Below are 25,308 nucleotides of genomic sequence, written 5' to 3' on the forward strand. Positions count from 1 at the left end.
TTGTTACCTATTCAAACGCAAGTTTTAAATGAACTTCAAAAAGTGATTTTACCAAATGAATTTAATAAATATATAAAAAGGATAAATTTTGATGATAAAAAATCAAAACCAGATTTAATTATATATACAACTAACAATGAAATTATGGCTAAATTTATCCAAACAAAATATGCTAATAAAATAGAATCAATTTATGAAGAAAAGACAGGAGTTAGACCAAAAGTTTTAATAACTTCAAAAAATAAAATTTTAGAAAAAAATTCATTACAAGAAAGTAAAGAACAAAAAAACAAAAAACCATCCTCAACATTGCTTATAGAATCATATAATTTTGAAAATTTTATAGTTGGTGATTCAAATAGATTTGCATATACTTGTTCTAAATTTGTGGCTCAAAACCTTGGAAAAGATTATAATCCACTATTTATTTATGGTCCTAGTGGGCTTGGTAAAACACACCTTCTTCAATCAATTGGAAATTATTGCATAAATAATCAAAAAATAGTAATATGTGTAACAAGTGAACAATTTATTAATGATTTTACTTTTCACTTAAGAAATACAAGTATGGAAAAATTTAAAAATAAATATAGAAATTGCGATCTTCTACTAGTTGATGATATTCAATTTTTAGGTAAAACAGATAAAATTCAAGAAGAATTTTTTAATACCTTTAATGAACTTAAACAAAAAGGTGGCCACATAGTTATGACTAGTGATAAACCACCTAAGTTTTTAAAAGGGTTTGAAGAAAGACTTCTTAGCCGTTTTGAATCAGGAATTATAGCAGATATAATACCACCAGAACTTGAAACTAAAATTGCAATTATTAAAAGAAAAAGCCAAGATAATAAAATAAATCTTGATAATAAAATTATAGAATATATAGCTACAAATATGGGAGATAATATTAGAGAAATAGAGAGTGCTTTAAATAAAATTAATGCCTTTTCAACTCTAATGAGAACTGAAATAACTCTTGAGTTTACAAAAAATGTTCTTCAAGATCAAATAAGAGAAAAAGCAGAATCTGTAACTTTAGAAAAAATAATAGCAATAATTTCAAAAGAGTTAAACATAAAACCAAGCGATATCAAAAGCAAAAGTAGAACTAAAAATATAGTTGAGGCAAGAAGAATAGGAATTTATCTCTCTAAAAAAATAACACTTAATTCAATGCCAGCAATTGCAAGCTTTTTTGGATTAAAAGATCATAGTGCAGTTAGTCATAATATTAAAAAAATAAAAACACTAATTGAAGATGATGAATACCTAAAAATCAAAATTGATGAATTAGAAAATAAAATTTTAAAAAAGGAAATAAGTGAAAACATGTGAATCAAAAAAAATTCTTAATAACTTAGCAAATTACGATATAATAGGCTTTAAAGGAGTTATTCACAAAATCAGTTCACTAACTACTAATACTAAAAAATTTAAATTTAAAAAAGGAATCTTATGAAATTTATCATAAATAAATCCATGCTAAGTAACATCATCATAAACACTAGTTCTTATATAGATAAAAAAGATGTAAGTTCAATAACATCTCATATATTTATTAGTGCTAAAGATGGAATCTTAAATATAAAAGCAACTGACCATGAAATTGGACTTGCATATAAAATTAAAAATATAAATATTCAAGTTGAAGGTGAAGCAACAGCTAATGGTACTACAATACTTAATATTATAAAAGGTTTAAAAGATGAAGATATTGTAGTTGAAACTATGAATAATTTTCTTTTTTTAAGGCAAAAAAGTGCTAAATTTAAACTTCCTATGTATAACTCTTTAGATTTTCCAAATTTTCCAACAATAAAAGAAAAGAAAAAATTTGTTATTGATTCATCAATGCTTGGAAGAAGTCTTAAAAAAATTATGCCAAATATTGATTCAAATAATCCAAACTATGCATTAAATGGTGCTTTAATAGATATTAAAGATGATTATATAAACTTAGTTGGAACAGATGGAAAAAGATTAGGACTTTACAAACTAGATACACCAACTGATAAAACTGAATACTCATTAATAATTCCTAAAAAAGCTATTAGTGAAATGCAAAAACTATTTTTTGATGATGTTGAGATATATTATGATGATAATATATTAGTTGCTGTTTGTGATAATTTTGAGTTTTATACAAAACTTATAAATAAAAAATTTCCAGATTATCAAAGAGTCATCCCAAAAGAATTTCATAGTTCTGTAATGCTTCAAAGAGATAAAATGCTTGAAGGAATTAAAACTATAAATATGATTTGTGATAGAATGACTATTACAATTAAGCCAAATTCAATTTTATTTGAAAGTATAAATGAAAATAATAACGAAGCAAAAACAGAGATAGAATCTCAAAATAATGTTATAAATGATATTATTATTAGGGTTACTAATAGATATATAATTGATTTTTTAAGTAGTATTGAAAGTAATGAGTTTAAGCTTGATTACAATAGTGTTGATGTTGCTTTTATGCTTAGCTCAGAAGAGCTTTTAAATATAATTATGCCAACGATAAATTAAAGGGTTAAAAAATATGGAAAAAAATTACGGTGCAGGTAATATAAAAGTTTTAAAAGGTCTTGAAGCAGTTAGAAAAAGACCTGGAATGTATATTGGTGATACAAATGTTAATGGACTTCATCATCTGATTTATGAAGTCGTTGATAACTCAATTGATGAGGCTATGGCTGGGTATTGTGATACAATTGATATAGAAATTACAAATGAGGGTTCGGTTGTAGTAAGTGATAATGGTCGTGGAATACCTGTTGAAATGCACCCTACTGAAAAAATTCCTGCTGCAACTGTTGTTTTAACAGTACTGCATGCTGGTGGTAAATTTGATAAAGATAGTTATAAAGTTAGTGGTGGTTTACATGGTGTTGGTGTAAGTGTTGTTAACGCCCTTTCAAAAAAACTAATTGTTACAATTAAAAAAGATGGGAATATTCATAGGCAAGAATTTGCAAAAGGTATACCAACTAGTAATCTTGAAATTATTAAAACAACAAATAGAACAGGAACTACTGTTGAGTTTTGGCCTGATGAAGAAATTTTTGAAACTACTGATTTTAATGGCGAAACTTTAATGAAAAGATTTAAAGAACTTGCATATTTAAATCCAAAAATAACTATAAATTTTAGTGATAATAGAGTTGGAATTAAAGAGAGTTTTCATTTTGAGGGTGGTTTAGAAAGTTTTGTAAATGATCTCAATAAAAAAGAGATAGTTGCAAAATCTGTGTCATTTAGTGATAAAATTGAAGATATTGAGGTTGATTTTGCACTTTTATATAATACATCCTATGTTGAAAATTCACTTTCATTTGTTAATAATATTAAAACTCCTGATGGTGGAACACATGAAGCTGGTTTTAGAGCAGGACTTACAAGAGCTATAACAAACTATGTTCAATTAAACGCAAGCGCTAGGGAAAAAGATACTAAGATAACTGGCGAAGATGTTAGAGAGGGATTAATAGCTATAGTTTCTGTAAAAGTTTCTGAACCTCAATTTGAAGGTCAAACAAAAGGAAAATTAGGATCTAGTTATGTAAGACCACTTGTTCAAAGGATGACTTTTGAAGTTTTAAGTAAATACTTTGAAGAAAATCCAAACGAAGCTAGAGCTATTATGAGTAAAGCTTTAATGGCTGCTCGTGGTAGAGAAGCTGCAAAAAGAGCTAGAGATTTAACTAGAAAAAAAGATAATTTTAGTGTTGGAACACTTCCTGGAAAATTGGCTGATTGTCAAAGTAAAGATCCCGAAGTTAGTGAAATTTATCTAGTGGAAGGTGATAGTGCGGGTGGTTCTGCAAAACAGGGCCGTGATAGAGTTTTTCAAGCAATTTTGCCTTTAAAGGGTAAAATTTTAAATGTTGAAAAAAGTAGACTTGATAAAATTTTAAACTCAGAAGAGATTAAAAATATGATTACAGCTTTTGGATGTGGGATAGGTGAAGAGTATAATGAAGAAAAACTAAGATATCATAAAATTATAATTATGACCGATGCCGATGTTGATGGTAGTCATATACAAACCCTGCTTTTAACATTTTTCTTTAGATTTTTAAATCCTGTTATTGAAAAAGGTTATGTATATCTAGCTCAACCACCACTTTTCAAATATAAAAAAGGTAAAAAAGAGATATATTTAAAAGATGAAAAAGCTTTAAATGAGTTTTTAATTGAAACAGGGATTGATGGTGTTCATTTTGAAGGAATTGGTGATAGAGATTTAATTAGTTATTTAAAAATAGTTGCTCGTTATAAAATGCTTCTAAATGAACTTAAAAATAGATATAACTTAATTTTAGCTATTAGACATATGGTTGAAAATGAAGATATAATTGGACTTGAATATAGTGAAATTTTTGAAGTTTTAAAAACATTTTTAGAAAGTCATAATTTTAATATTTTAAATTCATACGTAAGTGATGATGAGATTAAGATTTATGTTCAAACACAAAGTGGGCTTGAAGAGCTTGTTATAAATGAAAACTTGTTTACAAATCCTATATTTGAAGAGGCGATTTTCATATATAATAAAATTAAATCAAGAGATCTTAAATTTGATAAAGATTTCTTAGAAGTTTTAGAAGAAATAGAAAAAAATGCTAAAAAAGGAGCTTATATTCAAAGATATAAAGGTCTTGGTGAGATGAATCCAGAGCAACTTTGGGATACAACTATGAATCCTGAAAATAGAAGACTTTTACAGATAAAAATAGAAGATGCACAAAGTGCTAGTGATACATTTAATCTATTTATGGGTGATGAGGTAGAACCTAGAAGAAATTATATTCAAGATCACGCTAAAGATGTAAAAAATTTGGACGTCTAATGATCCTTTATAGTTTAAATAAAGAGAGAGAAAAAAGATTTTTAATCTCTCTTAAAATTATATTACCTTTTATATCAGCTTTAATTATTTTAAATTATATAATATTTTCTAAGCTAAGCTATGATTATCAAGAGGTAATTCTTTTTTTAATTTTAATTCTTTTTTATGCATATTATGTGGCATATTTAATATTTTTTGCTTTTAAAAATAGCATTATAGATGAGGTGTCTAAAGCATTTTCAAGAGATGAAATTGTTAAAATTTTAAAAAAAACTATTAAAAAAAATAGAAAAAAAAATGCAGTTTTAATAAAAATAGAAAATTTTGAAGATATTAATCTAAGATATGGTTATCAAAATGGAGATAAACTTCTTGAAAAATTTGTTTATGAAATAACATATTTTTTTAAAGAAAATGGTTTTAAAAATTTACCTATTGGAAGATGTTCAAGTAATATTTTTATGTTTTTAGTTGATTGTAAAACAACCAAATTACAACATATGTTAAGAACTTTTGAAAGAAAACTTTCAAATGAGGGAATTAATAATATTGAAGTTAAGATTAAATTTGCAGATGTTTTAACTACTTATGATAAAAATTATGAGAATATTTTAAATTTTTTAATGACTAATATTTTTAATCTAGATAGTGAAAAGGAAAATTATGAAGCTATAAAATTAGATACATTGGATGAACTTGTTTTATATGCTATAGAAAAAAGTAATTTTGAAGTAAAAAAACAGACAATAAAATCTATAAAAGATGATAAGGATTTATTAAGTTTATATGTATATATAAAATCAGATGAGATAGGAAATATATCTAAAAATAGAGTTTTAAATATAGCTGCTAAAAATAATTACGAAATAAGGTATGATTTAAAGGTGATTGAATTTATAGCTGATAACTTTGAATTTATAAAATATGATAGATTTTTTATAGAAATTTCGCCAGTTAGTCTAAGAAATGAAAGCTTTAAAAATGAAATTTTTAGAATGATAACAAATAAAATCATAGATCCAAATAAAATAGTTTTTGAAATAAACGAAAAAACTTTTTATAGTGATTTAAATAGATTTAAAGAAATTATTGAACAGTTTAAAGAATATGGTTTTAAAATAGCACTAAATCAATTTTTAGGTTTAAATTATAGTGTTGAATATTTTAAAAGTTTAAATTTTGATTATTTGATATATGACATAGAGATAAATAAAAATTTAAGTGATAAAAAAATTAATGAAATAGTTAAAAGTTTTAATAATATATCTGATAAGTTAAATGTTAAAACCATAGCTAAATTTATTGATAAAGAAAATTTATATGAAGAATATAAAAATAATGGAATTGATTATATTCAAGGTTTTTATATAGATAGACCAAAAAGTATATAAAGGAAAAAGATGCGTTACGGAGAAAAAGAGATAAAAGAATTTGATATTGAAAAAGATTTAGAAATTTGGCCAAATAAACAAGATAGAGACTATATTATAAAAATAACTTTGCCTGAGTTTTGTTGTTTATGCCCAAGATCAGGTTATCCCGATTTTGCTACTATTTATTTGGAATATATACCAAATGAATATGTTGTTGAGTTAAAAGCGATAAAACTTTATATAAATAGTTTTATGAATAGACATGTAAGCCATGAAGATAGTATTAATGAAATTTACTCAGTTTTAGAAAAAAAACTAAATCCAAAATGGATGAAAATTATTGGGGATTTTAACCCAAGAGGAAATGTTCATACTGTTATTGAAATTGATTCAAATTTAATAGTAAATAGATCTATTGAAGATTTTAATGAAAAAAATTCAGATAACAATCAAGAAGATATAATCTCAGCAATAAAAGAGGAATTTCAAAAAGAAAAAGATGAAGCTGAGGCTAGAAGAGTAACTATGAAAGAAGAAAAAGCTTCAAGAGATAGTGATAGAAGATCAAGTTTTGGTGGTTCTAGGGATAATAGAAATCAAAGCAGAAATGATAGTCGTGGAAGTTTTAGAGATAACCGTAGTAAAGGAAATTTCAAAGATAGAAATTTTAAAGATGATAGTAGATCAAAATATAATAATAAAGACAGAGATGATAAAAATTTTGATAAAAAATCATATCCTAAAAAAGAGCCATTTTTTAAATCAAATTTTGATGATAGAAAAGCAGTAGTAGTTAAAAAAGATGATTAAAGCAAGTTTAGTAGAGCATATATTTAAAGCAGCTTCCATTTCAAGATGGAATGATTACCCTAAAATGGTAAATTTAGTAGAGCTTGATAAACAAGCACATAAATTTATAATAGCATATTTTATAGCAAAATATGAGAAAAATATTGATATGAATTATATTATAGAGGGTGGAATTTTTGATTTTTTAATTAGAATTATGGTAACTGACATTCGCCCTGATGTTTTTCACGAAATTCAAAAAACTAAATCAAAACAGATAAATGAGTGGGTTTTAGAAAAATTAAGAGATGAGTTAAGTGATATTGAAGATGGTAAGTTTTTAAAAAGATTTGAAGATTATTTAAAAAATAAAAATGACCATCAGGAAGAAAGACTTATCTTAAAAGCTGCTTCATATTTATCAACTAGGTGGGAGTTTAACATAGTTTATCAAACAAGCCAATTTTTAAATGATATAGAACAACTTAAATCAAAAGTAGATGAAGAGTTAGAGGATTATTACGAACTAATTGGTGTTAGAAAAATTACTATGAATAAAAAACTAGCAAGGATTATTGATTTAAGTGGAAGACTTAGATTTCAAAAAAGGTGGGCTCAAACACCAAGAATTCCTGAAACTTCTGTCTTGGGTCATATGTTTGTAGTTGCACTTTTAAGCTATTTTTACTCAATTAGTGTAAAAGCTTGTGATAAAAGAAAAGAATTTAACTTTTTTTGTGCTTTGTTTCATGATTTACCAGAAAGCCTTACAAGAGATATAATAAGCCCTGTAAAATATGGAGTTGAAGGGTTGAATGAAATTATAAATGAGTATGAAATGAGACTTATTAATGATGAAATTTTACCATATGTTCCAGAGCATATTAGAGATGAGTTTAGTTATATTTTAGGTATCAGAAGAGATGAAAATGGTAAATTTTTAAAAGATGAGTTTGAAAATAGAACCTATAAAAATGAACCAAAATTTCATGAAGGTAGTCTAAATAGTGTAAATAGTGATGAATATAGAGCAATTGATGGTAAAGCTTTAAAATATTGCGATAAATTATCTGCATTTTTTGAGGCAGGAATTTCAATTAGTTATGGTGTTAAAAGTAAAGAATTAACTAGTGGATTTAATTCTATTGGAGAATATTTTTATAATAATCAAAAAATAGAGGGAATTAATTTTTATGATATTTGTGAGGATTTTAAACAACAATTTGACTTGAAAGACCCCTTCCCAGATGGCTGCGGCACATATCATAGTTAAGTGCTCTGCTGTATTCCTACCCTGAAGCGGTGCTTAAAAATAACATTGCACAGGTCTAAGAAGAGGCGAACTAAAATTATATATAAAAAATACTTAAAAAAAGGTTTATTATGAGCATTAAAACAAAATTTTTCCTATTTTTTAAAGAACTTTTTGTTTTTAACCATAAATCTTTAGAATTTAGAGCAAAAATTTTTACAGCGATGTTTTTGGCAAAAAAAACTCGTAATGAAGAAGACTATGATAAACTTAGAGAGATTATTAAAGAGATATATCCTGATAATAAAACAAGAGTTGATATATTAATGGCAACTATTAAAGAGTATGTAAAATTAGCTGATACTTATAAAAGTATTAGTTTAGATAGTATATTAAGGGATATTGATAGAGATTTAAAATATAAAAAAAGATATATTAAAAAAATAGATTTTTCTCATCTTAGACGCATAATAAATTTAAGTGAAGATGAGGATGATATATTGATTCAGCAAAGAGTTTATGAGTTTTTAGTTGCTGAAAAAAAACGGTACGAATAGAATTTTTATTTTTATAAGAATTTTTTTTGTATAATGAAACCCTTAAAATTAAAATGGAGAAGAATTTGGAAGATATAAGAAATATAGCTGTAATTGCCCATGTTGACCACGGTAAGACTACTATGGTTGATCAATTATTAAAACAATCAGGAACTTTTGATGAGCACAAGAATTTTGGCGAAAGAGTGATGGATAATAATGATATTGAAAAAGAGCGTGGAATTACAATTTTATCAAAAAACACAGCTATTAGATACAAAAATACAAAAATAAATATTATAGATACCCCAGGACATGCGGATTTTGGTGGTGAGGTTGAGAGAGTTTTAAGAATGGTAGATGGAGTTTTACTTTTAGTTGACGCACAAGAAGGTGTTATGCCTCAAACTAAATTTGTTGTAAAAAAAGCTCTATCTTTAGGACTTAAACCAATCGTTGTTATTAATAAAATTGATAAACCAGCAGCGGACAGTGAAAGAGTAATTGATGAAATTTTTGATCTATTTGTTGCTCTTGATGCAAATGATGAACAACTTGATTTTCCTGTTGTGTATGCAGCTGCTAGAGATGGTTATGCAAAGCTTACATTAGATGATGAAAATAAAGATATGGTTCCACTTTTTGAAACAATTCTAAATAATGTACCAAAACCACAAGGAAGTGATGAAAATCCATTACAACTTCAAGTTTTTACCCTTGATTATGATAATTATGTTGGTAAAATTGGAATTGCAAGAATTTTTAATGGTAAAGTTAAAAAGGGTGAAAATGTAATGCTTATAAAAGCTGATGGAACTAAAACTACTGGTAGAATTTCAAAACTAATAGGCTTTTTAGGTCTTGATAAACTTGATATTGATGAGGCTGGTAGTGGAGATATAGTAGCTATTGCTGGATTTGATGCTTTAGATGTTGGAGATAGTATAGTTGATCCAGCTCATCCTGTTCCACTTGAAGCACTTCACATTGAAGAGCCAACTTTGAGTGTTATTTTTAGTGTAAATGATGGACCACTTGCAGGAACTGAGGGTAAAAGTGTAACTTCAAACAAAATTGAAGAAAGACTTAAAAATGAAATGAAAACAAATATCGCTATGCGTTATGAAAGTGCAGGAGAGAGTAAATTTAGAGTTAGTGGAAGAGGTGAACTTCAAATAACCATTCTAGCTGAAAATATGCGTAGAGAGGGTTTTGAATTGTGTCTTGGAAGACCTGAAGTTATTATAAAAGAGATAAATGGTGTTAAATGTGAGCCATATGAGCACTTAGTTATTGATGTTCCAGATGACTCTACAGGAACTGTAATTGAAAAACTTGGTAAAAAAAGAGCTGAAATGAAGGTTATGAACCCAACAGGTGATGGTCAAACAAGGTTAGAATTTGAAATTCCAGCTCGTGGGTTAATTGGCTTTAGAAGTCAGTTTTTAACTGACACTAAGGGTGAAGGTATAATGAACCATAGCTTTTTAGAATTTCGCCCTATGAGTGGAAGTGTTGAGCGAAGAATGAATGGTGCACTTGTAAGTATGGAAAATGGTGTTGCACTTGCATATTCTCTTTTTAATCTTCAAGATAGAGGAGTTTTGTTTGTAAAACCTCAAGATAAAGTTTATGTTGGTATGATAATTGGAGAACATAGTCGCCCAAATGATCTTGATGTAAATCCTATTAAGGGTAAAAACTTAACAAATGTTAGAGCAAGTGGAAGTGATGATGCTATAAAACTTGTTCCACCAAGAGCTTTAACTTTAGAGCGAGCATTAGAGTGGATAGAAGAGGATGAACTTGTAGAGATAACTCCAAAAAACATTAGAGTTAGAAAAAAATATTTAGACCCAACTACTAGAAAAAGAATGACTAAAAAATAAAAATTTGGTAGTTTTTACTACCAAATTTAATCTTTAAGATATATTATAATGCTTTAAAAAGGTTTAAAATGGATGAAATTTTAATTTTAAGCGGAGCAGGACTTTCAGCAGAAAGTGGATTAAAAACTTTTAGAGATAGTGGTGGTCTTTGGGAAGAATACAATGTAATGGAAGTTTGTTCAATCCAAGGGTTTGAAAAAGATAGACAAAAAGTTTTAGATTTTTATGATGAAAGAAGAGCACAACTTAAAAATTCAAATCCAAATTTAGCCCATAAAACAATTGCAAAAATAAAAGAAAAGTATAAAGATAAAGTTTCAGTTCTTACGCAAAATGTTGATGATTTATTAGAAAAAGCAGGTTGTAAAAATGTAATTCATCTACATGGTGAGCTTACAAAACTAAGATGTGAAGATTGTAATTGTGAGTTTTATATAGGCTATGAGAGTCAAAAAAGTAAAATTTGCCCACAATGTAATAGTAAAAAAGTTCGTCATGCTATAGTTATGTTTGGTGAAATGGCACCAATGTATCAAATTTTATATGAAAAATTAGAAAAAATGAAACTATTTGTTTGTATAGGAACTAGTGGAGAGGTTTTAGATGTAAAATCTTATGCTAGAATGGCTAAATTTAGTATTTTAAATAATCTTGAATATTCTAATTTAAATATGTACTTTTCAAAATCCTATAATGAATCAGCTACCAAGGCAATTTTAAAAATTGAAAAAGATATAGAAAATTTTGTTAAAAACGATAAAATTTAATTTTCTTAAACAAAGAGCCTAAAATAGATTAAATTTATAGTTTAGGCAACTAACAATATATTAAAACTATTTTTAATATGGTAAGATTTTGGGTTTAAAATGTAAGTTTTAAACTAGGCAATTATAAATTGCCTAGTTTTTTTAGGTTGAATTATCTAGCTACTGCTTCTAGTTCAATAGTTATGCTAACTTTATCTCCAACTGCAACACTTTTTTCACCAATACCAAAATCAGTTCTATTGATATTTGCTTCAAGAGTTAATCCAACTAGTGATTTACCATCTTGATTTTTTGAAACTCCACCTAATTCATATTTAAACTCAACAGGTTTAGTTACACCTTTTATAGTAAGGTCTGCTTTTACAACTCCTTCACCATCTTCTTGAGAAAATTCTTTCATCTCAAAAGTCATAGTTGGAAATTTTTCAGCATCAAAAAAGTCTGCACTTACTATGTGTTCGTCTCTAGATTTAATATTAGTGTTTACAGATGATATTTCCGCCTCGCCTTTTATAGATTTAAATTGTTTAGTAGTTTCATCAAATTCCAAAACACCTTTAAAAGAATTAAAATTCCCTTTAACATTGCTAATTTGCATATGTTTTATTTTAAAATTTAAAGATGAATGAGCTGCATCCACATCATAAGTTAAGAAATTTGAATTATCCATATTTTCTCCTTGTAATTTTTTATGTTAAGAATTTTAGTTTAATTTATTAAATAAAAAGTAATTTTTTTAAAATAAATTATATATCATAAAAAATATTTATACTTTAATATATAAATTAACTTAAATAAAAAATTAATATTTATTTTTAAAATTATTAAAATATAGTATAATATGCTTTATTAAATCTTTATAAAGGAAAAGTATGGAATTTCTTGGATTTATATTATTTGGGATATCTATTTTAATAGTTTTAGTAAGTCCTGAGAAAGAGTGTTTGGCATTTGGAACTTTTCTTTTAGGTACTATAATTTGTTTTGGCATGTTTTTTATAGCAAGTTGGACTTCTTTATTACCATATGCAAGTTATTAGGAAAATTTACATGAAATTTTTAAATGAAAAAAACTTTGATTTTTTAATGGCTAGTGCAGTTTTATTAGTTCTTGCTATCCCTGTTGGTATTGCTAATATTTATTTAGGATACATTATTGGTGAAGGTCCTTGTACGCTTTGTTGGTGGGAAAGAATGGGAATGGTTGTAATTGGTTCAGCAGGTATTTTAATTCTTAGATATGGACTTAAAGCTAAATATATAGCGTCCATTTTATTTAGTGCGGCTTATGGAATTTTTATGACATTAAGGCATGCTAGCTTTAGCATATATAGAGATGTTGGTATGGGTTTTGGTGGTGATATATTTGGAGCTCATACATATACTTGGGGTATTTTAGTATATTGGGTTGTAATTTTGGCTATGGGTATTTTTATACTTTTTGCTAAAAATAGTGAAATTGCTGCTGATATTTCAAGAAAAGATACTAGAATAAAAAAATTATCACCATACTCAAAATTTGTTATTTTTATAAGTATTATTGTAGTTTTTTCAAATGCATTTCAAGCTTTAATTTCAGCAGGAATTCCTCCATATAGTGGAAAAGGTAGCCCTGAAAGAATTAGTTTAAATAATACTTGGACAACTGGAGTTTGGAAAAGATTTCAAAAGCCTTTTTCTTTTGTTGGTTCTAATATAGTTGAAAATCCATATATAAGTGGAGAACAAAATAAAATAAGTATTAAGTTTAATGAAAATTCAAATGATGGGGCTTTTGTAAATTTAAAACAAGCGCCAAAAGTTAAAAATGAATTTAAAATTCCTTTTAAAGTGGAGGGAATTTTTGGTAAAGGTGTTGCCTCATCTCTTTCTTATAATAAAAATGATGATAGTTTTGCAATTTCAAATACCGAAGGTGGAGTTTATTTTACTGATTTAAATTTTAAACAAACCCACTATGCTATTATAGATAAACCAAATGGTAGAAATATAAAAAAAGCTGTTGCCTCTACTTTTGTTGATAATATGTTTGTTGTAGCAGGTTTTAATAAAACTATTTTTGCCGTTAAAAAAACACCTAATAGTAAAATAGATTCTTATAAAGAGTGGAATTCATTTCGTAAAACAAGTGGTGGTTTGGAAATGCCTTGGTATAGAGATAGACCAGCATTACTTACCATAAGAGCAAAAAAACAATATATTCTAACTCTTAGTAAAGATAAAGATAGTGATTTTATGTATATGATATCTGTTCCTAATGATAAAGTAAAAGGTTCAATACTTATAAAGGTTGATACAAAAGATAGATTATTAAGTAGTGAAAGTTTAATAAGTTCTAAAATTGATTTGAAAAAAGGAAGGGATATTAAAGATTATTATATAACTGCTGGTGATATTTATGGTGGAAAATTTTTGGCATATTCAAAAAATTATAATACTCTTTTAGTTATCAATTTAGATAGTGCTAAAATTATTGATGCATATGAAATGCCAAAAATTGGTGATATATCTTCAATAACTATAAAAGATAGTAGCATTTTTGTACTATATTATAAAGAAAAAGAGCCATATATAGCTGAAATTGAAAATCCTTTAATTCTTAATTAACCGATGGTTAAAGACTATAATATTAGTCTTTAACCATTTTTATTTAAAACCATCTTTTTTTAAAAAACAATAAATAAGATAGCTACTAAAAATATTATAAAATTACTGCAAAAAGGTATCCATAATGCCATTTTAACTCAGACATAAAGACAAAATTCATACCTTAATACTAGCTATAAGTATTAGTGAAAGAAAAATAACATTAATAATTATAAAAATTTTCATAATTTTATTTTATTTGAAAAACTTCTAAAAATATATTATGTATATATTCTAACTTTTTAAAATTAAACTTTGAATATTGTAAAAATTAGTTTTACATAGGATATGAGAGTCAAAAAAGTAAAATTTGTCCATAATGTGGTAGTTGAAATATACGTTATGCCATTGTAATGTTTGGTAAGATGGCACCAATGTATGAAGTGTTATATGAAAATTTTAAAAAATGAAACTATTTGTTTATATAGGAACTAATGGTGAAGTTTTGAATATAGTAGCTTATGCTAGAATAGTTAAATTTAGTATTTTAAATAACCTTGAATATTCTAATATAAACATATATTTTTCAAAATCTTATAATGAACTAGCAACTAAGGCTATTTTGAAAATTGAAAAAGATATAGAAAATTTTATTAAGAATGGAAAAATCTAACTAATTTATTTTTTAAATTTATTTTTGATATTTATTATTAAAAAAATTAGGTTATACTAATGATTAATTTTTAAAAGAGGTTAAAATGAGTAATTATGCTATAAAACATATGAATGAAGACCATAAAGATGTGGTTGAGTTGCTTTTTAAAAAATACGCTTTTGTTGAAGATTCAAGCGGAGCAGAAGTTATAGGACTTGATAGTGTAAGTATAACAATACAACAAAATGACAAAAAGATAAATATACCATTTTTAACAAAAGTAGATGAAAATTTTAGTTTTAAAGATGTTATAATTGAGCTTTATAATAGTGTTAAAGATGATGATAAAAATGATAAAATACAAGGACAAATGCTTGAGTTTATACAAAGTTTTAAAACTGTTTTAATTTCTAGTTTAGACGATGAGCAGTGTGTTACATCTTATGCACCATTTGTAAAAATTGATAATGATATTTATGTTGTTATATCTAGTGTAGCAAGGCATTATCATAGTATAAAGCAAAATCCAAATAAAGTATCCTTAATGTTTCTACAAGATGAAAAAGATGCTAAAACTATTTTTGCTAGGGTAAGGGCTGGATTTGAAGTAGAAGCTACTTTTTGTGATGAGTTAAAAGATAGAGTTTTTGATGAATTAGAAAAAATAAATCCCAAAGAGACAGCATTAAAACACATAAAAACTATGAATGATTTTCATATCATTAAATTTAAATTAAAAAATGGTCGTTTTGTCAAAGGTTTTGGAGGTGCTTATGATACTTTTGGGCTTAAAATTTTAGGTGCTGCAAAAACTAAAAATCCACATGATTATAAAAAATAGTGAAGATTTTCTAGAAAGATTTTTACAGCTGGTTGATGAAAAAGATAAAATAAAAGATAGTATTGAGTTTTAATTAAAAAATAAATCAATAAAAGAAGAAATACAATGCATAGAACAAGAGTGGTATTAAATGAAAAAAATTAAAAAGAGAAGATAAATATGATGCAGATAAAATGTATTATGCCTTAGCTGAATATGCAAAAAAACATCATCTTAATAGTAAAAGATAAAAACACTTTTATTTGTTTTGGAACACAATATAATTTAGGATATTTAAGAAATTATGTTTTTGACTATTTAGCTTAACTTATAGTTACCTAGTAATGTAAAAAGGTGAATTTGGTTTTGTGAAAAAGATAATTTAAATAAAGATATGATTGAGTATTATAGTAAAGAAGTAAAAAAGGTTGACTAATATGAAAGATAAGGAGCTAACTATAAAAGCTATAAATTTTTGATTTGGATACAAAAGAGTTAGAAAGAATTTTTAGTGGCAACATTTCAAAGTTTTTCTAAAATTCAATAAACTCTTTATTGCTTAAAATTTTTAAAGTATATAATGACAAATATTAGTTGTTTAAATAGTTTTTACAACTAAATCATACTATAAACTTTAAAAATTTAAATAAATATAAAAATTTTACTCTATTTTAATATATGATATATTTTAAATATTCAGTTAAAACTATCTTTTTTCTTGAAAATTACAAGTGGTATAATAGCCAAAAGTATCATAAAAATTATTGCAAAAAGGTATCCATAATGCCATTTTAACTCAGATATAAAGATAAAATTCATACCATATTGCTAGCTATGAGTGTTGGCAGAAGAAATATAACATTAATGATAGTGAAAATTTTCATAATTTTATTTTGTCTGATTTGAAAAACTCCTAAAAACATATTATGCATATATTCTAAATTTTCAAACCTAAACTGCGTATATTGTTTGTTAAGGTTGATTTTCCAGCTCCAGGTTGTCCACCTAAAACATAAGAGCTTTGGAATAAGTATTTGATTTAGAAATTTTGCTCTTTATAATAATCTCTTTTTTTCAAATTTCATTAATTTTATTTTTAAAAACATTAGGCTCTATCATATTTATCTCTTATTTTTTTTATTTCTTTCAACATTTTATTATAATCTATATCTTTATATTCAGTTTCCAAAATTTCTCTTCTTAAATTGCACATTTTTTCAAAATCTTGCATTATTTCTTGTGTTCTATCTTTTGGTAATAAATGTCCTATACTGGCATATTCTAACAAAACATCTTTTTCCATAATTGTTGCCATTTTATCTCCTTTTTTTTATTTTTAATTATTTGTTGTATATTTATTGAATTACAATATTTTTTTAAACTCTTCTAGGTTGCTATTTAAATTTTATCTTAGCTAACCGTGCTGTATAGTTTTTCCCCTATTCTTTCTTCTATCATCTTAATATATGGTACTTTCATCTCATCAAATATTTTTTTATATTTATTAAAATCTATTTCTGATTGTTCTAAATGTATTAATTCCCTAACTATCTCTATACATTTATCTACATCTTCATTTTGAGCAAATTTTTCTTCAGTTATTACTGCACCTGAAATAGTTCCTGGTAATCCATTAAATAACTCAATTAACGCCTCTTTTTCTACAAATGTTGCCATTTTTTCTCCTTTTTTATTTTTAATTATTTGCCATATATTTCATTAGGCTATAGTGATCTTTCCATAAACCAAACTTGGAATTAGCAGCAATCCCCTGAGCTTTGTTTACTTGGTGAGCTAAAGCCTTATCTTTTGTGTATTTGCCTTTTTTATAAGCCACTGCATATCCCTGTTTAGCGATTTCTATATTGTAATTCCAACCATCATTACGATATATTACGCATAAATTTCTTTCATATCTATCTTTGTGGCAGCCTTTGCAAACTCCTCTCGATTTTTTGCCTGGTATAAATCTTTAATATCTAAAAGTTTTCCCGCTGGCTGAGATAATAATTTAGCATTTCTTCCAATATAATCTATGCTTTTAAGAGCTTTTTCTATAAATTTGCTTTTTTCGACTTGATCTAAGACTTTTAATTCAGGAATTTTATTATTTTTAACATTATTTAGAAAATCATCTTTCATATACTTTGTATTTTGGTCGATAAGGTTATGGGTTTGTTCTTCAAATGCTTTAACCATTCCGCCCAATGCGTTTTCAGCTGTTCCATAAGAGCTTTTATCATCTTTTTTATCACTAGTTTTAAGCTTATTTGAATTTACTATGACTGTAATTCCATCACTTTCGTAGGAATATCCTACACCACCTGTATTGTTCAAATCAATATTTTTCATTTTCTATCCTTTTTATATAACCATATAATATCTTAAAACCCAAATAAACCCTATAAACACACAAAATAGTAAAAATAGTTTTAATTTCAGTCTTTTTATATTTAGTTTGGTGCAGAAATTTAGACGGATTATAAAAAATAAAATAAAGATATTAATTAAAATAACATAAGCTAAAAAATTTGCCATCAAAATAACCGTAATCTTTCCACCTCGTAAAATATCAGCTATTTTTGTTACATCACTAGCTGGTCCTCTTATTGCATACATTCCATTCGTCAAAGTTTCTCCAGTATAAATATCATACACAAAAAAATATAAAAAAATCATGATAAAAAGACTTAGTAATGTAGCATATACAGGACTGTCTTTTGCATTTCTATTTGAAGTTTCGTATAAATTATCAGTTCCGAAAATATATAAAAATGTTTTATAAATATAAATAGGAAAAATTATAATAAAAACTAATGTCATATATGAGAAATAAAATACTATATTCCAAGGTGCTTGCCACAGCATAAGCTCTTTGATGAGTGGAACAAAAGAAGCCATAAACTTACAAAAATAAAATAAAAACGGAAGCCTATCCAAGATATCAACTGGTATCAAATAAACAGTCAAAGAAAATACCATATAACCAATAACTATAAAACTCATATAGTTTTTATTTGGAACTTTACCTTTTTTAGCAATGTTTATTAGCTTATCACCAAATTTTGTTTGCATTTAAAATCCTAAGTTATATTTTTTATTATTCCGGTACCTTTTTCTATAGCCTTACTCGCTTCCTCTACCTCTTTTTCAATATCTGGAAAATATTTATCAGACATATTTATCTCCTTTTAATAATTCTAAAATTTCATCTCTTTTGTGTTCTTTGGTATAAGATATAAGTTTTTCTAAAAATTCTTTATCGCACTCTAAAAGTCCATTTTCTATAAATAGTTTGATACACTCTATATCGTTTGTAAAAACTAAAAATTTAGTCACTATTTCTAGTTCTTTCTTATTAAAATAAGAAATTTTATGATATTTAAATAGTTTATTTGCTCTTGATATCACATCGTTTCTTAAAATTTGATATTTTTTGGAATTTATGGTTTGAAGCATTTGAGTGTCTGGTGTGATGTCTGGCTTAAATTTTACTAATTGTATCAAACCAACAAAGTCCCAAAAAAGATAATTAGCGACATTTATATTTTTACTTAAAAGATAGTCAAATATTTTTTCGTTTTCGGTTGCTGAGATTAAGACATATGGAAGCCCTCTATTATTACCAAAATTAATATCTGCACCATATTTAACAAGTGTATCTAATAAATAAATCTTATATTCATGTTTCGTAGGTAGTAAAACAACCGTTTGTAATGGTGTCATTATCTCATCTTCTACAAAATTTAAATCCAACCCGTAGCTACTAAAAATTTCAATATATTTTTCAAAAACATTGTCAAACTCAGATAAACCAAATTTACTCATTGAATAAACAATCAATAGTTTAAATATAGGTCTATTACCATAACTATCAGCGGTATTTACTAAAGCTGGATTTTTATCAAGCATTGATTTTATTTTTTCATAATCATCAGCCATAATAGCTTCATTTAAAATTTCTACTTGTTTGGCTAAATTCTGCTCTTGTAGTGTTGTGTTGTTATCTTTCATCGTATTTGAAAAACCAAAACTTAGTATAAGAGATAAAAAGAGTATTATTTTAAAAATTTGTTTCATTAATATGCCTTTTATTTGAATTTACTATTTTCATTTTGAAATTTTATGCCACAAATTTATAACTACTGAAATTATAAATCTTTTTGGTTGCTAATTGATTACTTTGCTCTTCTTCTTGTTTCTTTTTTAGTTCGTCTAGTTCTTTTTGCAAGTCCTCTGATAATTTTTTAATAGTTTCGCTATCTGGGTTTTCCTCAAGGTAGTCTTCCAAACTTTTTATCTTTTTTTCAAGTTTATTTGATTGAGATTTTTCAGGAGTGTCTATTCCATATAATCTACATCTATAATCTCCTGCCCATAATCTTAAATTTATCCTTTAAATCCTCATCAAATTTAGGTAATTTTAACATAACACTTAAGATTTTTTGTTTATCTAATATATTTTCCCTAATTTTCATATTTATATTTTCGCATTTAGATATACCTTTAAGTATAATTTCGCTTTTATTTTGATAATTATCTAAAACCAATTTTCTTATTTTTGAAATATCTTTTGATAATTGTTCTATTTTGTTGGTATTTATGTCTCTTTTAATATCTAATATTTTAGCTAATATATTATTGCCATCTTTGAATGATTTTATTTAAAAATAGTATTTTTTTGAATTTCATCAAAAGTTTTTGAAATAAAATATCTTACAGAAATGAAAATTTTATCCTTTAAAATAAAAGAGATAGTTTCATTTCTAGTATTTTTTTCATCAGAAATTAAGAAAAACTCTCTATTTCTATTTTGTTATTTTCTTTGCAATACCTAAAACTAGCTTCTATCTCTTCACTATCCTTTTTATCAGGAAATTTAATCCTGAAATTTTCTTCTATAAATTCTATTTCATCTTGTGTTGGAAATGATATATCTATCCAAATTATATTTTGTTTATCCTCTTCTTTTAAATCGTCTTGCTGCAGAGGTTTTTTTGACCCTTTAAATAGAACTTTATCATACTAATCCTTTACTAAATAGCCTTTTTAAAAAATATCATAGCTATAAAAAATGATATTATACCAATTATAAACATAGGTATAAGATACTCTAAACTAGCTAAAAAACTAATATCTTTTAAAAATACACTTCTTATAAATACAATATAATATTTTAATGCTACAAAATCACTAGCAGGTTCAAGCCATGAGGGCATATTTTCCACAGGTGTTGCAAAACCTGATAGTAAAAAAGATGGCACTAAAAAAACAAATGAGTATAAAATTGCTTGTTGTTGGGTATTTGCGATAGATGATATAAAAAGCCCAACCCCACAAACACTAAATAAAAATATTACAACACCTAAATAAAGTAACCAAATAGAGCCAACTAATGGAACTTTAAAGATAAAAAACATTATAAAAAGTATGATGCTTGATATAAAAATACTAATCATTAAAGCTGGTAAGAGTTTTCCTAACATTATCTCAAATGGTGTTAAAGGCGAAACTAAAATTTGATCAAAAGTGCCAAGTTCTCGCTCTCTTGCAACAGACATAGCTGTTAATACAACAGAGGTTACTAATGTTATAGAGCCAAAAATACTTGGTAAAATCCACCAAAAATGGTTTAAATTTGGATTATATAAATTTCTTAATTTTATATTTGAATTTGTTGGATTCTGAAGGATTTCTTCTATATATCCTTCTACCATTTGAGAGGAATTTGAACGCCTTCCATCTAGAATAATTTGGATATTATTTTTTGATTTTGAAAAATCGCTAGGTATTGTAACTAGGGCGATTGCTTTTTTCATATCTATTAATTTTGCACCCTCTTTATAACTTTTTACCATTATGATATTTTTAATGTAGCTTGAACCCTCAAATTTACGCAAAATTTCATAACTTTGAGAATTTTGACTTTGATTAAATATAGCTAAATCTATATTTTTAACCTCTAAATTTATAGAAAAAGCAAATATTAAAAGTTGTATTAAAGGAGCTCCAAAGACTAAAAATAGATTTCTTTTATCGTTTTTTATAGCCAAAAACTCTTTTTTTATAAGTGCTATTAATCTCAATCCAAACTCCTTTTAACACGCCTAAACATAAGGAAAAAGAAAAAAGCTCCTATTAAAAGCATTCCTAAAATATCCATTAAGAAAATTTCATATATATTACCAACTAAAAATATAGTTTGAAGCGAGCTTACAAAATATCTAGCGTGAATTATATATGAGAGATACTGAACAAAATTTGGCATATTGCTTATCTCAAAAATTGCCCCTGATATTAAAAATGCAGGTAAAAATCCAACTATAATTGAAGCTTGTGAAACAACAAATTGATTTTTAGCCATTGTAGAGATTAAAAGCCCAATTCCCAACGATGGAAAAAGATATACAACGCTAAGTAGCATTAACATTAAAATTGAGCCACGAAATGGAATTTCATACCAAAAAAATGCTACTAAAAAGCAAATTAACATTGAAGATAGAGCTAAAAATATATAAGGAACAAGCTTACCTGCTATTATTTCAACCATACTAACAGGTGTGGCAAGTAAGGCCTCCATAGTCCCCCTCTCCCACTCTCTTGCTATAACCAATGCTGTAAGCAAAGTTCCAATTAAGGTCATTATAACAGCAATGGCTCCAGGAATTAAAAAATACCTACTTGATACAGGTGTGTTAAACCACATAGTTGAGTTAATTTTAATATCATTTGCAATATTTTTATCTAAAGCCCAATTTTTTATAATCTCACTTGAATATTTTGCTATTAAACCAGCTGTATTTGGCTCACTTCCATCAATTAAAAGTTGAAGCTTTTGATTTTTTTTAAAATTTTCATCTATGATTAATATGGCTTTTAAGTTGTTGTTTTGAATATTTTGCATAAATTTCTCTTTATCTTTGCCAACTTGGGTATCAAAGTATTTTGAAGCTATGAAATTTGAGATTAAATCATTTGTTGTTTTTGAGTTTTGATGAGAGATTATACCAAATTTAATATTTTTTGAGTCCAAAGATACAGCATAACCCATTAAAAATAGCAAAATCATAGGCAAAACAAATGCTATTATTATAGAGCTAGGATCTCTAAAAACTTGCAAGGTCTCTTTTGTCGCAATGGCTTTAAATCTTCTAAATTTAAAATTATTAATCATATCTTTTTACAAGCTCTATAAAAGCCTCCTCCATAGTTACATTTGTGCCAACTTGTGCTTTAAGCTTTGTAGCTGAACCAATTGCAATGGCTTTTGATTTATAAAGAATAGTAATATTATCACAAAACTCAGCCTCGTCCATTAGATGAGTAGTAACCATAATCGTAACACCCTCTTTTGCCATTGTATTTATCTGAGTCCAAAACTCACGCCTAGTTAATGTATCAACCCCACTAGTTGGCTCATCTAGGAATAAAACCTTTGGATTATGCATAGAAGCACATGCTAAACTAAGCCTTTGTTTAATTCCTAAAGATAGGGATTCAACCTCGTTTTTTAGATATTTTTCAAAGTTAAAATTATCAATCACAGCATCTATTTTAGCCCTTTTTGCTCTACCTTTTAAACCATAAACTCCAGCAAAAAATTCTAAATTATCTATTAAATTTAAGTTTTTATAAAGTGAGAATTTTTGAGCCATATAACCGATTTGCTGTTTTACTAAATTTGAACTTGAATATAAATCTTTTCCTAAAACTAAAGCTTTGCCACTTGTTGGTCTTATAAGACCGCAAAGCATTTTAAAAGTTGTTGATTTTCCTGCTCCATTTGGTCCTAATAGCCCAAAAATTTCACCACTTTTAACACTAAAACTTACATTATCCGTTGCTGTGAAATCTCCAAATTTCTTAGTTAAATTTATAGCTTCAATGGTAGGTTTATTAGAAATTTGTAAGTTTAAGTTTTTAAAAAGTTCTGATGTTGGTTTTAGTTTTGGATTGATTAAATCCAAAAAAACATCTTCAAAATTTGGCTCTATATTTTTAGCATTTTTAGGAATTTGAAATTTAGAGTTTTGTTTTATGCTAAATTTTATATCATCTCCAAAAATAGTGGCGTCTAAAATATTATCATCACTTAAAAGTTTTTCAAGGGTTGCTTTTTTATCCTCACTTTTTAGTAAAAACACCCTATTTTCTAATCTTTTTTTGGCAATTTGAGGTTTATCATGAAAGAGAATTTCACCCTCATTAAGCATTATAACTTCATCACACATATTTGCTTCATCTTGATATGAGGTTGCCCAAAGTATAGTCATACCCTCTTTTTGCAACTCTTTTGCCATATCCCAAAGCTCTTTTCTAGCAATAGGATCAACCCCAACACCAGGCTCATCTAAAAGTAAAAGCTTAGGTTTTTTAATTAAAGCACAAGATAGTGCTAATTTTTGTTTCATTCCACCACTTAAATTTCTAGCAAATCTATCTTTAAATTGAATTAGCTTTGTAAATTCCAAAAGCTCTTTTATACGCTCATTTTTATCTGAAATTTCTTGTAAATCTGCATATAATCTTAAATTTTCATAACAACTAAGATCCTCATATAAGCCAAAATTTTGAGGCATATAACCAATTTGTGATAAAAAATCATAACTTGAGTTTGGCATATCAAAACCCAAAACTTCAAGCTCTCCACTAGTTTTACTCATAAGCCCTGCAAGTAGTCTTATAAGTGTAGTTTTTCCAGCACCATCAGGCCCAACAAGTCCTGTTATTATACCTTGTGGTATGTTAAAACTTATACCCTTTAATGCTAATATATTTTTAAAAGTTTTGGTTAAATTTGAAGCTTTTATCATTTTAATTTAAGATGAACAGGCATTCCTTGTTTTAAAAGCCCATCATTTTCGTCAAAAACAACTTTAAATCTATAAACTAAATCAGCTCTAAGTTCTTGTGTTTGCACATTTTTTGGTGTAAATTCAGAAACGCTAGATATAAAACTAATATGCCCATTATAAGGTTTATCTCTTAAATCTGTAAAAATTTCCATCTTATCACCTAGTTTTATCTCGCCTAAAAGTGGTTCATCTATATAAGCTCTAACCCAAAAATCATCACTTTTAGCTATCTCAACTACTGGCTCACTAGGGTTTGCAACCTCCCCTATCTCTTTATATTTTGTTAAAACTACTCCATCAATTGGGGATTTTAAAGTATGATTTTGAATATCTAGTTTAATTTTATCAGCATTTATTTTTAGTGAGTTTATAAGCTCTATCTGAGTTTTGATATCCTCTTTTTCATACCCATTTTTTAGCATTTGGTAATTAGCACTTGCAAGATTTGCATTTGCTTTTGCCATTTCAAAATTTGCTTTTACTTTTGTGTATGTATCTTGTGATGTCGCTTTTGATTTTAAAAGTTTTTCTTGTCTATTAAAGCTACTTTTTGCTTCAACTAACTTAGCATTTGCAATATCTAAATTTGCCTTTGCTTTTTTAATCTCTTCAACTCTAAAACCTTTTTGCAGTTTTTCTAGCTTTATCTCATTTAGTGCTATTTGCGAGTTTAACTCATCTAATTTATTTAAAAGATATGAGTTATCTAAGCTAGCAAGTTCTTCACCTTTTTTTACCTTATCGCCCTCATCTATTTTGATATCAACTATCTGCCCTAAAAATCTAAAAGATAAATTTGATGTTTCAATGTCAATATTGCCATAAAATACAAGCTCATTTTTATCTTTTGAAATTTGAAATTTATATAGTTCATATCCACAAAAACCAATAATTAAAACTATTAAAAATAAAATAATCTTTTTCATAATTCCTC

At 26.5% G+C, this 25,308-nt stretch carries 26 protein-coding genes, 1 other RNA gene and 2 pseudogenes; 14 read left to right on the forward strand and 15 right to left on the reverse strand.

Annotated features, from left to right (window positions below; genetic code table 11):
• The 7 genes and pseudogenes from dnaA to CBLAS_RS00035 all read left to right on the forward strand — a co-directional run.
• Nucleotides 1-1,338 carry a chromosomal replication initiator protein DnaA gene (gene dnaA / locus CBLAS_RS00005; protein WP_106869470.1) on the forward strand — a complete coding sequence of 446 codons (1,338 nt, stop codon included), beginning with the start codon at nt 1-3 and terminating at the stop codon, nt 1,336-1,338.
• On the forward strand, nt 1,325-1,462 hold the full coding sequence (locus tag CBLAS_RS00010; RefSeq protein WP_157940001.1) for a hypothetical protein: 138 nt from the start codon (nt 1,325-1,327) through the stop codon (nt 1,460-1,462). The genes dnaA and CBLAS_RS00010 overlap by 14 nt, the downstream gene beginning before the upstream one ends.
• Nucleotides 1,459-2,529, forward strand: a complete 1,071-nt coding sequence (gene dnaN, locus CBLAS_RS00015) for a DNA polymerase III subunit beta (RefSeq protein WP_106869468.1) — start codon at nt 1,459-1,461, stop codon at nt 2,527-2,529. Before CBLAS_RS00010 ends, dnaN begins: the two co-directional genes overlap by 4 nt.
• Before the next feature lie 13 nt (nt 2,530-2,542).
• Nucleotides 2,543-4,852, forward strand: a complete 2,310-nt coding sequence (gene gyrB / locus CBLAS_RS00020) for a DNA topoisomerase (ATP-hydrolyzing) subunit B (RefSeq protein ID WP_106869466.1) — start codon at nt 2,543-2,545, stop codon at nt 4,850-4,852.
• The gene (locus CBLAS_RS00025; protein ID WP_106869464.1) at nt 4,852-6,243 is read left to right on the forward strand and encodes an EAL domain-containing protein; all 1,392 of its coding nucleotides are present in this window, start codon (nt 4,852-4,854) and stop codon (nt 6,241-6,243) included. The genes gyrB and CBLAS_RS00025 overlap by 1 nt, the downstream gene beginning before the upstream one ends.
• A gap of 9 nt (nt 6,244-6,252) precedes the next feature.
• A pseudogene (gene queF, locus CBLAS_RS09725) lies at nt 6,253-6,630 on the forward strand (preQ(1) synthase); the annotation flags it as partial.
• A 397-nt stretch (nt 6,631-7,027) separates the two neighbouring features.
• A pseudogene (locus CBLAS_RS00035) lies at nt 7,028-8,245 on the forward strand (HD domain-containing protein); the annotation flags it as partial.
• Between the two features lie 6 nt (nt 8,246-8,251).
• On the opposite strand, the gene ffs reads toward CBLAS_RS00035, so the two are convergent.
• Nucleotides 8,252-8,349, reverse strand: an RNA gene (gene ffs, locus CBLAS_RS00040) — signal recognition particle sRNA small type.
• 48 nt (nt 8,350-8,397) lie between these two features.
• On the opposite strand from ffs, the gene CBLAS_RS00045 reads away from it, so the two are divergent.
• The 3 genes from CBLAS_RS00045 to CBLAS_RS00055 all read left to right on the forward strand — a co-directional run bounded on the left by CBLAS_RS00045 (nt 8,398) and on the right by CBLAS_RS00055 (nt 11,458).
• Nucleotides 8,398-8,823 (forward strand): hypothetical protein, encoded by a 426-nt coding sequence (locus CBLAS_RS00045; RefSeq protein WP_106869462.1) that lies wholly within the window; start codon nt 8,398-8,400, stop codon nt 8,821-8,823.
• Nucleotides 8,824-8,888: 65 nt separating this feature from the next.
• Nucleotides 8,889-10,691, forward strand: a complete 1,803-nt coding sequence (gene typA / locus CBLAS_RS00050; RefSeq protein ID WP_106869460.1) for a translational GTPase TypA — start codon at nt 8,889-8,891, stop codon at nt 10,689-10,691.
• Nucleotides 10,692-10,759: 68 nt separating this feature from the next.
• The gene (locus CBLAS_RS00055) at nt 10,760-11,458 is read left to right on the forward strand and encodes an SIR2 family NAD-dependent protein deacylase (protein WP_106869458.1); all 699 of its coding nucleotides are present in this window, start codon (nt 10,760-10,762) and stop codon (nt 11,456-11,458) included.
• Nucleotides 11,459-11,609: 151 nt separating this feature from the next.
• Here CBLAS_RS00055 and CBLAS_RS00060 read toward each other — a convergent pair whose 3' ends face one another.
• The gene (locus tag CBLAS_RS00060; protein ID WP_106869456.1) at nt 11,610-12,128 is read right to left on the reverse strand and encodes a YceI family protein; all 519 of its coding nucleotides are present in this window, start codon (nt 12,126-12,128) and stop codon (nt 11,610-11,612) included.
• Nucleotides 12,129-12,330: 202 nt separating this feature from the next.
• On the opposite strand from CBLAS_RS00060, the gene CBLAS_RS00065 reads away from it, so the two are divergent.
• From CBLAS_RS00065 to CBLAS_RS00080, 4 genes are all read left to right on the forward strand, one after another.
• Entirely contained in the window at nt 12,331-12,498 is a 168-nt protein-coding gene (locus CBLAS_RS00065; RefSeq protein WP_172658155.1) for a hypothetical protein, read from the forward strand.
• A 10-nt stretch (nt 12,499-12,508) separates the two neighbouring features.
• The gene (locus CBLAS_RS00070; RefSeq protein WP_106869454.1) at nt 12,509-14,065 is read left to right on the forward strand and encodes a disulfide bond formation protein B; all 1,557 of its coding nucleotides are present in this window, start codon (nt 12,509-12,511) and stop codon (nt 14,063-14,065) included.
• A gap of 445 nt (nt 14,066-14,510) precedes the next feature.
• Nucleotides 14,511-14,717 carry a hypothetical protein gene (locus CBLAS_RS00075; protein ID WP_106905671.1) on the forward strand — a complete coding sequence of 69 codons (207 nt, stop codon included), beginning with the start codon at nt 14,511-14,513 and terminating at the stop codon, nt 14,715-14,717.
• Between the two features lie 85 nt (nt 14,718-14,802).
• Nucleotides 14,803-15,540 carry a HugZ family heme oxygenase gene (locus tag CBLAS_RS00080; protein ID WP_106869452.1) on the forward strand — a complete coding sequence of 246 codons (738 nt, stop codon included), beginning with the start codon at nt 14,803-14,805 and terminating at the stop codon, nt 15,538-15,540.
• Between the two features lie 675 nt (nt 15,541-16,215).
• Here CBLAS_RS00080 and CBLAS_RS09640 read toward each other — a convergent pair.
• The 13 genes from CBLAS_RS09640 to CBLAS_RS00140 form a co-directional block, all read right to left on the reverse strand.
• A complete protein-coding gene (locus CBLAS_RS09640) occupies nt 16,216-16,338 on the reverse strand; it encodes a CorA family divalent cation transporter (RefSeq protein ID WP_277620684.1) in 123 nt (40 codons plus the stop codon).
• Nucleotides 16,335-16,451, reverse strand: a complete 117-nt coding sequence (locus CBLAS_RS09645; RefSeq protein ID WP_342354098.1) for a CorA family divalent cation transporter — start codon at nt 16,449-16,451, stop codon at nt 16,335-16,337. Before CBLAS_RS09645 ends, CBLAS_RS09640 begins: the two co-directional genes overlap by 4 nt.
• A gap of 173 nt (nt 16,452-16,624) precedes the next feature.
• Nucleotides 16,625-16,834, reverse strand: a complete 210-nt coding sequence (locus tag CBLAS_RS00090; RefSeq protein WP_106869450.1) for a hypothetical protein — start codon at nt 16,832-16,834, stop codon at nt 16,625-16,627.
• Nucleotides 16,835-16,929: 95 nt separating this feature from the next.
• Nucleotides 16,930-17,196 (reverse strand): hypothetical protein, encoded by a 267-nt coding sequence (locus CBLAS_RS00095; RefSeq protein WP_106869448.1) that lies wholly within the window; start codon nt 17,194-17,196, stop codon nt 16,930-16,932.
• Nucleotides 17,197-17,215: 19 nt separating this feature from the next.
• A complete protein-coding gene (locus tag CBLAS_RS00100; protein WP_106869446.1) occupies nt 17,216-17,485 on the reverse strand; it encodes a thermonuclease family protein in 270 nt (89 codons plus the stop codon).
• Complete coding sequence (locus CBLAS_RS00105) at nt 17,413-17,871, reverse strand: hypothetical protein (RefSeq protein WP_106869444.1); 459 nt, start codon at nt 17,869-17,871, stop codon at nt 17,413-17,415. Before CBLAS_RS00105 ends, CBLAS_RS00100 begins: the two co-directional genes overlap by 73 nt.
• 12 nt (nt 17,872-17,883) lie before the next feature.
• On the reverse strand, nt 17,884-18,594 hold the full coding sequence (locus CBLAS_RS00110) for a hypothetical protein (protein ID WP_106869442.1): 711 nt from the start codon (nt 18,592-18,594) through the stop codon (nt 17,884-17,886).
• Between the two features lie 96 nt (nt 18,595-18,690).
• The gene (locus CBLAS_RS00115; protein ID WP_106869440.1) at nt 18,691-19,599 is read right to left on the reverse strand and encodes an ankyrin repeat domain-containing protein; all 909 of its coding nucleotides are present in this window, start codon (nt 19,597-19,599) and stop codon (nt 18,691-18,693) included.
• A gap of 43 nt (nt 19,600-19,642) precedes the next feature.
• Nucleotides 19,643-19,810: a hypothetical protein gene (locus CBLAS_RS00120; RefSeq protein ID WP_157939999.1), complete on the reverse strand. Its 168-nt coding sequence runs from the start codon at nt 19,808-19,810 to the stop codon at nt 19,643-19,645.
• A 745-nt stretch (nt 19,811-20,555) separates the two neighbouring features.
• Entirely contained in the window at nt 20,556-21,605 is a 1,050-nt protein-coding gene (locus CBLAS_RS00125) for an ABC transporter permease (RefSeq protein WP_106869436.1), read from the reverse strand.
• On the reverse strand, nt 21,602-22,693 hold the full coding sequence (locus CBLAS_RS00130) for an ABC transporter permease (protein ID WP_106869434.1): 1,092 nt from the start codon (nt 22,691-22,693) through the stop codon (nt 21,602-21,604). Before CBLAS_RS00130 ends, CBLAS_RS00125 begins: the two co-directional genes overlap by 4 nt.
• On the reverse strand, nt 22,686-24,332 hold the full coding sequence (locus tag CBLAS_RS00135) for an ATP-binding cassette domain-containing protein (RefSeq protein ID WP_106869432.1): 1,647 nt from the start codon (nt 24,330-24,332) through the stop codon (nt 22,686-22,688). The genes CBLAS_RS00130 and CBLAS_RS00135 overlap by 8 nt, the downstream gene beginning before the upstream one ends.
• On the reverse strand, nt 24,329-25,300 hold the full coding sequence (locus CBLAS_RS00140; RefSeq protein WP_106869430.1) for an HlyD family secretion protein: 972 nt from the start codon (nt 25,298-25,300) through the stop codon (nt 24,329-24,331). The genes CBLAS_RS00135 and CBLAS_RS00140 overlap by 4 nt, the downstream gene beginning before the upstream one ends.
• Nucleotides 25,301-25,308 lie beyond the last annotated feature (8 nt).

It is taken from the genome of Campylobacter blaseri (assembly GCF_013201895.1).
Lineage (GTDB): Bacteria > Campylobacterota > Campylobacteria > Campylobacterales > Campylobacteraceae > Campylobacter_B > Campylobacter_B blaseri.

Excerpts from the sequence above, each read along its gene's own strand:
- dnaN (WP_106869468.1), top strand. The coding sequence starts at position 1,459 with ATGAAATTTATCATAAATAAATCCATGCTAAGTAACATCATCATAAAC.
- gyrB (WP_106869466.1), top strand. The coding sequence starts at position 2,543 with ATGGAAAAAAATTACGGTGCAGGTAATATAAAAGTTTTAAAAGGTCTT.
- CBLAS_RS00025 (WP_106869464.1), top strand. The coding sequence starts at position 4,852 with ATGATCCTTTATAGTTTAAATAAAGAGAGAGAAAAAAGATTTTTAATC.
- CBLAS_RS00045 (WP_106869462.1), top strand. The coding sequence starts at position 8,398 with ATGAGCATTAAAACAAAATTTTTCCTATTTTTTAAAGAACTTTTTGTT.
- CBLAS_RS00055 (WP_106869458.1), top strand. The coding sequence starts at position 10,760 with ATGGATGAAATTTTAATTTTAAGCGGAGCAGGACTTTCAGCAGAAAGT.
- CBLAS_RS00060 (WP_106869456.1), bottom strand. The coding sequence starts at position 12,128 with ATGGATAATTCAAATTTCTTAACTTATGATGTGGATGCAGCTCATTCA.
- CBLAS_RS00065 (WP_172658155.1), top strand. The coding sequence starts at position 12,331 with ATGGAATTTCTTGGATTTATATTATTTGGGATATCTATTTTAATAGTT.
- CBLAS_RS00070 (WP_106869454.1), top strand. The coding sequence starts at position 12,509 with ATGAAATTTTTAAATGAAAAAAACTTTGATTTTTTAATGGCTAGTGCA.
- CBLAS_RS00075 (WP_106905671.1), top strand. The coding sequence starts at position 14,511 with ATGAAACTATTTGTTTATATAGGAACTAATGGTGAAGTTTTGAATATA.
- CBLAS_RS00080 (WP_106869452.1), top strand. The coding sequence starts at position 14,803 with ATGAGTAATTATGCTATAAAACATATGAATGAAGACCATAAAGATGTG.
- CBLAS_RS09640 (WP_277620684.1), bottom strand. The coding sequence starts at position 16,338 with ATGAATTTTATCTTTATATCTGAGTTAAAATGGCATTATGGATACCTT.
- CBLAS_RS09645 (WP_342354098.1), bottom strand. The coding sequence starts at position 16,451 with ATGCATAATATGTTTTTAGGAGTTTTTCAAATCAGACAAAATAAAATT.
- CBLAS_RS00090 (WP_106869450.1), bottom strand. The coding sequence starts at position 16,834 with ATGGCAACAATTATGGAAAAAGATGTTTTGTTAGAATATGCCAGTATA.
- CBLAS_RS00095 (WP_106869448.1), bottom strand. The coding sequence starts at position 17,196 with ATGGCAACATTTGTAGAAAAAGAGGCGTTAATTGAGTTATTTAATGGA.
- CBLAS_RS00105 (WP_106869444.1), bottom strand. The coding sequence starts at position 17,871 with ATGAAAAATATTGATTTGAACAATACAGGTGGTGTAGGATATTCCTAC.
- CBLAS_RS00110 (WP_106869442.1), bottom strand. The coding sequence starts at position 18,594 with ATGCAAACAAAATTTGGTGATAAGCTAATAAACATTGCTAAAAAAGGT.
- CBLAS_RS00115 (WP_106869440.1), bottom strand. The coding sequence starts at position 19,599 with ATGAAACAAATTTTTAAAATAATACTCTTTTTATCTCTTATACTAAGT.
- CBLAS_RS00130 (WP_106869434.1), bottom strand. The coding sequence starts at position 22,693 with ATGATTAATAATTTTAAATTTAGAAGATTTAAAGCCATTGCGACAAAA.
- CBLAS_RS00135 (WP_106869432.1), bottom strand. The coding sequence starts at position 24,332 with ATGATAAAAGCTTCAAATTTAACCAAAACTTTTAAAAATATATTAGCA.
- CBLAS_RS00140 (WP_106869430.1), bottom strand. The coding sequence starts at position 25,300 with ATGAAAAAGATTATTTTATTTTTAATAGTTTTAATTATTGGTTTTTGT.